An 11,000-nucleotide genomic window follows, 5' to 3' on the forward strand; every position below is an offset into this window, starting at 1 on the left:
GGGTAGTGCGGAACCATGCCCGACATCCCCCTGGCCGGAGTGGCGCTGCGAAGGCTACTGACGGTCGTCGACCAGACAGCGGAATTGGCGACAGAGCTGGCGTCCGCCCTTCGTAGCCGACCGAATGACGCCCCGACCCGCACCGCGCCGACACCGCTCGGCGTCGATGCACTGGCGTTCGAGCCTGCGGAGTTCGAGGCCGTGGCCCGCCATCTGGAACCGCTGGACCGGCTGATCGCGTCCGTCCCGCCGAGTGCCGACGGGATGCGGTGGCGCTACCTGGACGAAGCCGTCCTGTTCCGCTGCGAGAGGCAAGTGCCGACGCCGTTCGACGAGTTCACCACACGCCTCGACATCAGCAAGGTCATCGGTCTGACCAGCGGCCATCTGGCGGGCTGCACGGATGTCCAGGCCCGCGATGAGGCCGGAAGGCCGATTCGGCAGCTCGAGCGGAGCATCAACCGGGCCCAGCCTGCCTACCTCGCGCTGTGCGGCGCCGACGTACTGGACGTCTGCAAGCTGGAGACCATCGACTACGGCCCGGACGAGCAACTGCTGCGCTGGCGGCAGGTCCACAGCGAGAACGCCTCCGTGCTTCAGGACGACGGCTCGGTGTCCTTCGCCCGGACCGCGGGCGGCACCAGAGTAACCATCTGCGCCTATCAGCAGTTCGCCCTCCCACCGTTGTGGCGGGCGATCGCCCCCACGCTGTGGCCCGCGGTCCGGCGCGCTCTGGTGGAGGACGCCTACCGCAGGTCCTTCCACACCACCCTGAATACCATCGCGGCACACGGGCAGGGCAGCACGGGTCCGGTCGCGGAGACGGCCGGCGCCGACTTCTCGCTCCGGGACGCCGTCGCCCGCGTGGCCGAGCCGTTGAACCCGTTGGCCGGGTTGGCCCCGTGGAGGCCGACACGGCCCGAGTACACCGACAGTTCCGGCTTCCGTCACTTCAGGCCCGAGAGGCAGCCCCGTTGACCCCGCTCACCACCCTGCCGCACGAGTACCCGTACGCCTTCCACATCGCCCTCGACGGCAACGGCCTCAACGGCCTGGAAGGCCGGGCAGGCGTCTGCGTCTTCCGCTACGACCCCGCCACCGGCCGGTACGCGTACAAGATCGAGTACTACGACGGCATCGCCGGCGGTCATGCCGTCAGCGTCAGCCCGGACCGCTCGCTCGGGTTCCTCGGCAACACCGGCCAACACCTGCTCTTCTACGACACCACGGCCCTCGCCGAGACCGACCGCCTGTCCACCCTGCGGATCGAGCCCACCGACTCGTCCATCAAAGGCACCACGCACATCGCCTGGCTGGGAAACCAGGAGATCGTCGGTGCGATCGGCGAGCACCTGTGGCGGTTCGACATCGACCAGCTCGGCCGTCCCGAGCGCCTGGGCCCGCACGGCCTGAAGCTGCCCCACGCCATGAAGACCACGGCCTCCGGCCGATACCTCGTCTACGGCGGCATGGACCACCCCGGTAGAGGCGAGGCCCGCGAGGTCGGCATCTTCGACCTGCGCACGGGCACAGCCCGCCGCGTCGACTTACCGGCCACCTGCTGGCATGTGGCCGTTCATCCCCGCGAAGACCGCTTCTACGCCCTCTCCTTCCGTGTCCTCCCCCAGGAAGGACACGACTGGCACGAGTGGGCCATGGCCTACCTCAAGGAGTACGTCTTCGAGATCGACGCCGAACACGGACAGGTCCTGCGCCACTGGACGGCCCCGCGTGAGACCCCGGCGCACATCAACTCGGACGTCTGCGTCTCCGATCGCGAACTGATCTACTGCAACGGCGGCAGCGGCACCATCGTCATGATCGACCTGGACGATTTCTCCACCCACCGGATCATCGACGAGCGCCCCGGCCTGCCCGAGCAGCTGCTCGCCGGCCGGCAGGCAATGCACCAGGTGACCGACGCCTTCACCCGCGGCTCGCCGGCCGCGAGCAGCAGGCACTTCCTCGCAGCGCTGCGGGTCTCGCGCGGAACGCTGCTCGATTCGGTGTACGCCTGTCAGCTCTCCGCCGACCAGAGTCTGCTGTTCACCGCCAACCGGGGACTCAATACCGTCACCGTCTACGACTATCCGGCCAACACTGTCCGGCAGCGGGTGCGCATGCCGCAACTGCAGCAGTATGTCGACGGCCTCCCTTGGAGACACGACCCGCGTCTTGGCTTCCACCACAGCACGCTGATCTCTCCTGCGTGAACGCGCATTCATGTCTGGAAGTGCGTTCCGGTCGGCCGATGGCAAGCCTGTCCTAGTCGGTAACGGGCGAGGTCGCGCCAGGGGCCTGGCCCGGTGGGTGTGCCGCGGGCGCCCTCGCTCGTGCCGCAGGCCAGGACGCGGCCAACGGCGGCGTCGTAGACCGGGATGTGAGAGGCGAGCAGGTCTCGTTGGGCATGACTGGGGGCCGCGGTGGCCACGCGCGCCACGCGTCCGCCCTCGACGATGTCGACCGCGCACAGGGGCGCGAGCGTGGGTGCGCAAGAGTTGGCAGGGAATCTGATGCCGGTCATCGATGCGTGGATGCAGCACCCCACACGCTCGCAGGTCGGATCGTTGGTCCGGACATGATGATCAACACCCATCCCGTGATCGGCTCTCACCCGGATCTCGACAGCGCCAGGCTCACTGGAGCTCTCTTTGACGACGGCCCCGAGGGCACCGATGTCCACGCGATGTGGCGCAAGGCGGTCTCGACCGACCTGTTCCGTCACCGCAGCAGTGCCGGTACCGAAGAGAGGAGGCAGCTCCACGAGTGGAGCGCGGTGGTGGAGGGTGCGACGGCGACCGTGGCCGGCATCCACTACAACCTCTTCCTCGGGAGCCTGCTCGACGACCGCCTCTCACCGCCGCGCGACCTCAGCGCGTTCAGCGGTCTGGCCCGCACCGGCACGATCACCCCGCCAGGGCAGAGGCGACGGCACACACGGAGCGCGCGGCGTCCAGCGGCTCCTGCATGCCAGCCACCATGCTGGCGAAACCGGTGCCCTGCCAACCGGCACACCGCGTCATTCCGAAGGAATGCGAAACTCGAATTCGGGACGGTCCCACGGCACGGCGGGCGGGTTCGCAAACGCGGTCCCGGTCCGCACCGCACCAACGCGGTGGTAGAAGTCCTCGGCGGGAAGATGCGACACGACCTTGAGACGGTCGAGCCCGGCGGCACGGGCCTCGGACTGCATGTGCGCCACGAGCAGCCGTCCAATACCCCGTCCTTGCGCTTCGTCGGCAACGAACAGCAGGTCGAGCTCCGGTGGCGCGAGGACGAGCGAGTAGAACCCGAGGACCCGGCCTCCATGCTCGTCAGCGCCGACGGCCACAAAGGCGCGGTGGGCCTCGATGTAATCAGGACCGACCCGGTAGCCCTCGACTGCGGCTGCGTACTTACCCTCGTAGGCACCTGAGCCACGCACGAGCCGCGTGAGCCGTTTGGCATCCTTCGCGACTGCCCTCCGTATGGTGATCGACTGGCTGATCGGGGAAGTGCGTGAACTCATCGGGAGAGTATTTCGCACCGGAGAGTGCCTTCCTGCGGCGGGTCGGCTGCTCGGGCAGGCGTTCCTGCACCGCTCCTGGGAACCATTCGTGAGAGCGCAACCGATCTCACGCCGAAGCCGCGCCGGAGCGCTTCGGTGCGGCTTCGGCGTCTCACGGCTCCGCGCGGAGGTCCCCGTCGGAACGGTTTCTGAGGAGCCTCGCCGTGTCACGCCCCTATAGCGGGGGCCTCATGGGGGCGGACAACATGGTGCCACGAGGGCCGCAACGGCACAGGTCACGTCCCGGCTGAGCACAGCGCTCGCCACTGACGACTCGTAGCGCCACAGTCAGTTGGTCAGCGCAGCGATTCGGGCCGCTCGACGAAGCGGGCCAGATCGGTGACGGCCGCGACCGCCGCTCCGGTCCAGGCGCTGCCACCACTCATGACATCCCACGCTTCCTGTCGCAACGCACAGCCATTGGCCACGGAGCAGAGGAAGCGCGCTGCGCGGACCCGCTCACCTCGCACCTGCCTCTTGCACGGGGCATCGGAGCCTCGGGCACCGCGACGGCCGATCAAGGATCAGTGTGGTGCGAGGCCGGACCCCGAGGGCGGCACCGACACGCGTCGCGGGCCCGCCTGCGTCACCGCCCGACGCGGCTGGTGCGCATGCCAATGATCCATGAGGCGCGCAGCATGGTGATATGGGCGGATTCGCGAAAACGTCTTCATCTACATCGGCATCTACCCGAGCGGACCTGACGCGCGAGCCGACTACGACGTCCTCAAGGACCTTCATGCGGTCTGTGCGGTCGGTGCCTACGACGCATCGGTCGTCACCAAGGACGAGGCCGGCAAGGTCCACGTCAACAAGGACGAGACGGCCACCCGGCACGGGGCGTGGGGCGGCGCCGCTGCCGGTGCGGTCGTCGGCCTGCTGTTCCCTCCGGCGGTTATCGGTAAGGCTGCCGTCGGTGCTGCCGTCGGTGGCGTGAGCGGGCACCTTTGGCGCGGCATGTCCCGGGCGGACATCAAGGACGTCGACAGGGCCGTCCAGCAGGCCGCCACCGAGGTCCGCTGACCTCCCGCCGCATCCGCTTCACGGGTGGGGACCGCGCCACCATGCCACCAAGGTCCATCGAGACCCTTTCCGTTCTCGGCCTCGGCCGTGTGGCGTCAGTACCGCAATGCGTCGCGGACCTCGGTGGTCACCGTGCCGGTCAGGTCCCGGTTGCTCCGAGCTGTGGCTTTGGAGGTCTTGCCTGCGGCGACCTGGGAGACGTCGAGGACGGCCACGTCGGCCAGGTTGCCCGACTGGTCCTTGAAATTGACCACGACGATGTAGCTCCTTGACTTCGAGTCGTGGTTGGCGATGGTCACCGGGACCTCTGCCTTGCCGTCGGAGCCCGTCGCGACGCTGCCGAGGGTGACGTCCGACTTGGGTCCAGGCCGCCCTTCACCTCATCCAGCGCGGACGAGGCGGCCGCCTCCGCGGAAGCGGCCGTAGAAGCCACCGCGGACGCTGCCGCGCTGCTGGCCGCAGAGGCAAGCTCGGACGCACCCGACTTCACCACGGAAGCTGCCGAGGAAGCGGGGAGGTCGAAGACTCGTCGTCCGACGAGCAGCCGGTCAGACCGGCCCAGCCGAGCATGACGGCCATCCCAACAACAGCACATCGGTTGCTCTGGCGTTCCATGGCCTCTCCCACCTCGCCGGCACTTTCCCGTCCAGCGTCAGCCAAGCTGGCCGGCCGTACCAGCAGGACGCGGCACCCGGGTGACGTAGCTGACGATGGCTCTGGCAGCCACGGCGGCACCCGGGTCAGCTGACCTGAACGATTGCAGGAAGTTCCCCTCAACCGCCTTGATGGTCACGACCACACCGAGCTCCCTCAGCGCCGTGGATGTGTCGATCAGCGCGAGAAGCACCCGGCCGAGCCACCACACTCGAACCCGCGCTCATCATGATCGATAGAGCGAAGGGCTTCTGAGTAGCTAAATATGGGATATTAAGCCCATCGGGCAGGCGTGGCTGTGCCCTCAGCCAGGTCTTGATCTCGGTCCCTCGGCTGCAAAGGACGCTCCCCATGACGCCGGAGACCACCTCGGTCGCGCAATCCGGGCAGGATTCGGTAGTCATCGCCAGCTTCGACAATCGCCATCGCGCCGAACGCATGCTGGTGTCGCTCGGACGAGGCTTCCGCCGGAAGGCCCGCACGGGCGGCACGACCGCTGTGGTGATCAGAGGAAACGCCGACGGCTCGCTGAGGGTGACCCAGTCCCGCGTACTGACGGCCAACGGTTTCATGAACGCCCTGTTCCGCGTCTCCCTCGCATGGATGGCCGGATTCATGGGTCTGTTCGCCACACTGAAAGGGGCAAGGGTCGGGGCCCACGCCGCTGGAGTGCGCAAAGGTCACGTCGGATCCGACGCTCAGCAAGCCCACAGGATCCTTGCGGAAGCCGGCCCCGATGCCGCCGTCACGCTGATTCGCTGCAGGGACACGGACACGCGGCAGATGGTCGCCGCTGCGGCGGCGACACGTGCGGACGAGAGCTGGGATGGCCCGCTCACAGAGTTTCTCGCCATCCTCGACCCCGGCAGTGCTCACGATTGGGTGCGCGCCGCTGTCGGTGAGCCCTCCCCCACACACCGCGGCCCGTGACTGACAGCGCCGGCCCCGCGCCGGACACCCGGCGTCTCGGCTTCGGCGTCGAGCGGCGCCCGCACGTCCCGCTCCTCCCTCGCCTCGCGGGCTACGTCCCTGACAACCCGGACCGCGTCCTCCATACACCGGCCTCCGGAACTCCTAGGGTCTCCCAGAGGGCGTCACTGCCCTTGAACGACGGGGCGAAGGCGGCCCACCGGCCGAAGAACGGGAGGCCGCGGAAGCAGTCGCCCGGCCGACGCCGGCCCAGTGACGTGAGAACCAGTCCGCGGCCCTGCCCGAAGGCACGCACGACGGTGGCGGTCACCTGCGCGGCGTCCAAGGTTCATCTTGCTGCAAGACCGCAAGTGCCGTCCGTTGTCGTTCCTCCTGACCGCAGGACAGGCCGCCGACAGCCCGCAGTTCGAGGAACACCGTCGAGCGCCTGATCAACAAGCTGAAAGCATGGCGGGGCATCGCGACTCGATACGACAAGACGCCCGAAAGCCACCTCGCCGGCCTCCACCTCCGCGCCTCCACGATCTGGATCAACGACCTGCTGAAGGCAACCGGTTGATCACAACATCACACAGGCCCTAGCGTGCAGTCCATGAAGTACACGCAGCTCGGACGCACGGGACTCAAGGTCAGCCGACTCGTCCTCGGCACCATGAACTTCGGTCCTCTGACCGACGAGGCCGACAGCCACGCGATCATGGACGCGGCACTGGACGCGGGCATCAACTTCTTCGACACGGCGAACGTGTACGGCTGGGGCGAGAACAAGGGCCGTACCGAAAGCATCATCGGCAACTGGTTCGCGAAGGGCGGCGAGCGGCGCGACAAGGTCGTCCTCGCCACCAAGATGTACGGCAACATGGGCGCGGACGGCGAGGCGTGGCCCAACCACGAGAAGCTGTCGGCGGTGAACATCCGGCGCGCCGTGGACGCGTCGCTCAAGCGGCTGCAGACCGACCACATCGACGTCTACCAGTTCCACCACATCGACCGGGACACCCCGTTCGAGGAGATCTGGCAGGCCATCGACGTACTGGTGCAGCAGGGGAAGATCCTCTACACCGGTTCCTCCAACTTCCCGGGCTACAAGATCGCCCAGGCCAATGAGATCGCCGCCCGGCGCGGCAACACCATCGGCCTCGTCAGCGAGCAGTGCCTCTACAACCTCTACGAGCGCCGCGCCGAGATGGAGGTCATCCCTGCCGCGCAGGAGTACGGCCTCGGCGTCATCCCGTGGTCGCCGCTGCACGGCGGTGCGCTCGGCGGCGTGCTGAAGAAGGAGGTCGAGGGCGGTCGGCGCAGCGAGGGGCGAGCCGCGGGCGCCATGTCCGGCCCTGACGTACACGCGAAGATCCAGGCGTACGAGGACCTGCTCGACAAGCACGGTCTGGAGCCCGGCGAGGCCGCCCTGGCCTGGCTGCTCACCCGTCCCGGCGTGACCGGCCCGATCGTCGGTCCGCGTACGGCGGAGCAGCTCGGATCCGCCCTGCGCGCCACCGAGTTGGATCTGAGCGAGGAGCTGCTGGCCGGGCTGGACGAGATCTTCCCGGGACCGGGACCGTCTCCGGAGGCCTTCGCCTGGTAGCGGTCGCAGCCGCATTCGTTCGCAGTCGCCGCCACCGTCGTCGGGACGGGGGCGGCGCTCGGCCTACGGCGCGGCTGTCACGGCTACTGTCCGAGCGGCGCCGCCACCGCGACCAGGACGAACATCAGCACAAGCGCACCGGCCATGATCCGGTTCCGGTTTTGGGGTTCACAGGACCGAGCCTGACCGGCCCCTCCGAGCGGCCGGCGGGCGACCGCCTCGTAGGGGGCTGCTCGCCCGCCACCCCGGACGTCGGCAGGTTGCTGCGCACCAGCACGACGTCGGCCACGGTCCAGGTACGGCTGGTGAACTCGCCGAGGACCGCGGCATACGGCCTGATCTCGGACGGATGCCTGTTACCGGCTGGACCAGGATGCCTTTCGGAAGATCAAGAAGATCACCCGGGGCAAGCGCACCCAGGCCATCCTCTGCCTCGTACGACGCCGAGCCGACGTGCTCTTCGCGATGCTCCACGACGGCACCCTCTACGAACCACCAACCCCGATCACCGCTTGACCGAAGTCATAGGGGCCCCCGGGTGAGCGCCGGTCTCCACGGCTCTGCGCCGAACGCACCCCCGGCCCTGGGGACGGCCGCGGCCGCTCGGCTCGGCTCGTCCCCAGGGCGTCGGGCGACTACGCCGTAGCGAGTACCTGGACGGTGTCGCCCAAGGTGTCCGCCACTTCCTTCCACTCGGTGAGGGAGATCGTCAGGGGTGGCAGGAGCTTCAGTACATGCCCCGACCCCGAGGTCTCGGCGACGATGCCGGCGCGGAACAACGCCTCCCGTATCCGCTCGGCCGTCCCGGGGGCGGGGAATCTCAGTCCGCTCATCGCTCCCTTGCCGACGACTTCGGCGGCACCCACCGGGAGGGCGTCGGTGATGCTCGCGAGGCTGGTGCGGATCGCGGCGGTCAGTTCGGCGGTGTGGTCGGTGAAGTGCGGGTCGGTCCAGTGGTCCAGTGCCGCGGAGCCTGCCACGAAGGCGAGGTTGTGGCCACGGAACGTGCCGTTGTGCTCGCCGGGGGCCCAACGGTCGATCTCGCGCCGGATCAACAGCGCCGCCATCGGAAGCCCCATTCCGCTGAGGGACTTCGACAGGCAGACCAGGTCGGGCCGGAGTTCGGGGGCGTCCTCGAAGCTGAAGAAGGTACCGGTGCGTCCGCAGCCCGCCTGGATGTCGTCCACGATGACCAACGTGCCGGTGGCGTCGGCGAGTTCACGGATCCGGGCCAGCCACGCGCGGGGAGCGGTGTGCAGTCCGCCCTCGCCCTGGACCGTCTCCAGCAGGACCGCGGCGGGCGGGGCCGTCGCCGCGCCCGGGCCGAGGGCGTGTTCCAGGGAGGCGAACGGATCGGGCTCGGCCGCGTCGCCGTACGGGAGGATCGTGACGTCGGTCAGAGGTACGCCCGCCGCGCCGCGCAGCAGGGGGGAGGTCGTGGCGGCGAGGGCGCCGAGGGACGCGCCGTGGAAGCCTCCGGTGAAGGCGATCACCTCGGTGCGGCCGGTGACCTTTCGGGCCAGCTTCAGGGCGGCCTCGACGGCGAGCGTTCCGGCCGGTCCGGGGAACTGGACGACGTGGTCGCCGAGGCCGCGCGGCTGAAGGACGAGGCTGGTGAACCGCTCCAGGAAGTCGGCCTTGGCCGTGGTGTGCAGGTCCAGCGACTGCACCGGGCCGCCGGCCGCGAGGTAGGCCGTCACCCGTTCGACGATCTCGGGCGGATTGTGGCCGTAGTTGAGCGAGCCGGCCCCGCACAGCAGGTCCACATAGCGGCGCCCCGAGGTGTCCCACAGATGGTGTCCGGCGGCTCGTTCGAAGACCACCGGGAAGCCGCGGCAGTAGCTGCGTACGTTCGACTCGTGACGTTCGAACACCGCGAGAGGCGTCCGGTCGGTCTCGGTCATGTCAGCACGTACCTTTCATCGATTCTCGTAACGCGTCGCGGACCGACGTCACTTGAGGGGTCACTTGACCAGCACCGTTCCGTCACCGGGACGGTGGTCGCGGGAACGGCGCAGGTCGCTGAAGGCGAAGGTCCGCTGGAGCCAGCGGTCGAGGCCGTCGTAGCGCGGCGTGAACGCCGAACGGCCGTGCAGGGTTGTCCGGTTGTCGACGACGGCGAGGTCGCCAGGGCGCAGCAGCACCCCGGTGTACGTGCGGTGCGCCATCTCGGCCAGTTCGGCGAGGGCGGCCCGGCCCTCGGGGGTCACCGCCTTGGTGGCCGCCTCGTCGAGGCACCAGTCGGGGTCGTCCGGGTCGCCGGTGAGCACGGCGTGCGCGGTGCCCTCGCCGGCCGGGCCGAAGGACGGCGGTGCCTCGGTGATGTACTCGGGCCTGCCGAGCGCATCCCTGGTGCCGGGTGTCAACAGCGGCAGGACGCGTCGGGCGCAGCTGGTGCGCAGTTCGGCCGTGCCCTCGTGGTCGCGGCGCAGGCACAGCAGCATGACGTAGTCGGGGCGGTGGGGGTGGAAGGCGTTCTCGGTGTGGAAGGTGAGTTCGACCGAGCCGACGTTGCCCTGGACGGTCTCCTGGCCGGGCACCGGCACGACGTCCTGGACGAGGGCGCCGGACTTCTCCGCCGCGAACGCGGCCGGGTCACCGAGCCCGGCCGCGAACAGCAGCAGCGTCGCCGCGGGCAGGGACGGGCCGTGCTGGACCGAGCCCTTCACCATGGGGGTGGGCGGCAGGTGCGCGGCACCGATGGGGAGCCTCCTGAGGACGAGGGCGCCGTCGGGGCCGGAATGCCTGCGGAACTCCCTGACGGTGCGCCGTATTTCGGCGGGGACGTCCTCCCAGGCGTGCCGGGCGAGGGCCACCCATGCCGGGTCGTCGACCCGGTCGCCCGCCTGGTCCAGCAGTTCCGCCGCCACATGTCCGAGCCGGGCCAGTGTGCGGGCGTCGTACCGCACCGTGCCGTCGGCGCTCGCCGGGGCGTACGGTGCCTGCGTCATGTCGACGCTGCTCACGTGCGTGTTCCCTTTCGTCCGCTGCGTCCGCGTCACTCGCCCATGGCCCGGACGAGGCTCTTGGGGCGCAGGTCGGTCCACTCGCGCTCGACGTACTCCAGGCAGGCGGTGCGGCTGTCCGGGCCGAAGACGGTGGTCCAGCCGGCGGGCACGGCGGTGAAGTCGGGCCACAGCGAGTGCTGGCCTTCGTCGTTGGCCAGGACCCGGTAGGTGCCGTCGGGGTTCTCGAAGGGGTTGGTCATGACGGATCGGTGTTCCTTTCGGGAGCCGGGAGGCGCTGCGCCTCCCGGTGTGG

12 protein-coding genes and 1 pseudogene are annotated in these 11,000 nt (G+C 69.2%); 6 read left to right on the forward strand and 7 right to left on the reverse strand.

Features of this window, described 5'->3' with window-relative positions; genetic code table 11:
* Window positions 1–15: 15 nt before the first annotated feature.
* Window positions 16–978, forward strand: coding sequence for a hypothetical protein (locus SGFS_RS12005; RefSeq protein ID WP_286249835.1), 963 nt, complete (start codon window positions 16–18; stop codon window positions 976–978).
* A complete protein-coding gene (locus SGFS_RS12010) occupies window positions 975–2,213 on the forward strand; it encodes a hypothetical protein (protein WP_286249836.1) in 1,239 nt (412 codons plus the stop codon). Before SGFS_RS12005 ends, SGFS_RS12010 begins: the two co-directional genes overlap by 4 nt.
* Before the next feature lie 8 nt (window positions 2,214–2,221).
* On the opposite strand, the gene SGFS_RS12015 is transcribed toward SGFS_RS12010, so the two are convergent.
* Together SGFS_RS12015 and SGFS_RS12025 are read right to left on the reverse strand one after the other, a co-directional pair.
* The gene (locus tag SGFS_RS12015; protein WP_286249837.1) at window positions 2,222–2,524 is read right to left on the reverse strand and encodes a hypothetical protein; all 303 of its coding nucleotides are present in this window, start codon (window positions 2,522–2,524) and stop codon (window positions 2,222–2,224) included.
* Window positions 2,525–3,019: 495 nt separating this feature from the next.
* Complete coding sequence (locus SGFS_RS12025; RefSeq protein WP_286249838.1) at window positions 3,020–3,508, reverse strand: GNAT family N-acetyltransferase; 489 nt, start codon at window positions 3,506–3,508, stop codon at window positions 3,020–3,022.
* A 723-nt stretch (window positions 3,509–4,231) separates the two neighbouring features.
* Here SGFS_RS12025 and SGFS_RS12030 point away from each other — a divergent pair.
* The gene (locus SGFS_RS12030; protein ID WP_286259894.1) at window positions 4,232–4,570 is read left to right on the forward strand and encodes a DUF1269 domain-containing protein; all 339 of its coding nucleotides are present in this window, start codon (window positions 4,232–4,234) and stop codon (window positions 4,568–4,570) included.
* A gap of 95 nt (window positions 4,571–4,665) precedes the next feature.
* Here the strand turns inward: SGFS_RS12030 and SGFS_RS12035 are convergent, their stop codons facing one another.
* Window positions 4,666–4,869, reverse strand: a complete 204-nt coding sequence (locus SGFS_RS12035; RefSeq protein WP_286249839.1) for a hypothetical protein — start codon at window positions 4,867–4,869, stop codon at window positions 4,666–4,668.
* A gap of 353 nt (window positions 4,870–5,222) precedes the next feature.
* Window positions 5,223–5,417 carry a hypothetical protein gene (locus SGFS_RS12040; protein ID WP_286249840.1) on the reverse strand — a complete coding sequence of 65 codons (195 nt, stop codon included), beginning with the start codon at window positions 5,415–5,417 and terminating at the stop codon, window positions 5,223–5,225.
* Between the two features lie 158 nt (window positions 5,418–5,575).
* On the opposite strand from SGFS_RS12040, the gene SGFS_RS12045 reads away from it, so the two are divergent.
* The 3 genes and pseudogenes from SGFS_RS12045 to SGFS_RS12060 form a co-directional block, all read left to right on the forward strand.
* Window positions 5,576–6,154, forward strand: coding sequence for a hypothetical protein (locus SGFS_RS12045; protein ID WP_286249841.1), 579 nt, complete (start codon window positions 5,576–5,578; stop codon window positions 6,152–6,154).
* 592 nt (window positions 6,155–6,746) lie between these two features.
* Entirely contained in the window at window positions 6,747–7,739 is a 993-nt protein-coding gene (locus SGFS_RS12050) for an aldo/keto reductase (protein ID WP_286249842.1), read from the forward strand.
* A 390-nt stretch (window positions 7,740–8,129) separates the two neighbouring features.
* Window positions 8,130–8,255 (forward strand): annotated as a pseudogene (locus tag SGFS_RS12060) (IS110 family transposase); the annotation flags it as partial.
* Window positions 8,256–8,374: 119 nt separating this feature from the next.
* On the opposite strand, the gene SGFS_RS12065 reads toward SGFS_RS12060, so the two are convergent.
* Genes SGFS_RS12065 through SGFS_RS12075 form a run of 3 tightly spaced genes read right to left on the reverse strand, consistent with a single transcriptional unit; the run spans window position 8,375 to window position 10,947 of the window.
* Entirely contained in the window at window positions 8,375–9,643 is a 1,269-nt protein-coding gene (locus tag SGFS_RS12065; RefSeq protein ID WP_286249843.1) for a diaminobutyrate--2-oxoglutarate transaminase, read from the reverse strand.
* A 60-nt stretch (window positions 9,644–9,703) separates the two neighbouring features.
* Window positions 9,704–10,705: a TauD/TfdA family dioxygenase gene (locus SGFS_RS12070; RefSeq protein ID WP_286249845.1), complete on the reverse strand. Its 1,002-nt coding sequence runs from the start codon at window positions 10,703–10,705 to the stop codon at window positions 9,704–9,706.
* Window positions 10,706–10,737: 32 nt separating this feature from the next.
* Window positions 10,738–10,947, reverse strand: a complete 210-nt coding sequence (locus tag SGFS_RS12075; RefSeq protein ID WP_152173466.1) for an MbtH family protein — start codon at window positions 10,945–10,947, stop codon at window positions 10,738–10,740.
* Window positions 10,948–11,000: the final 53 nt, after the last annotated feature.

It is taken from the genome of Streptomyces graminofaciens, assembly GCF_030294945.1.
In the GTDB taxonomy this organism is placed as follows: Bacteria; Actinomycetota; Actinomycetes; order Streptomycetales; family Streptomycetaceae; genus Streptomyces; species Streptomyces graminofaciens.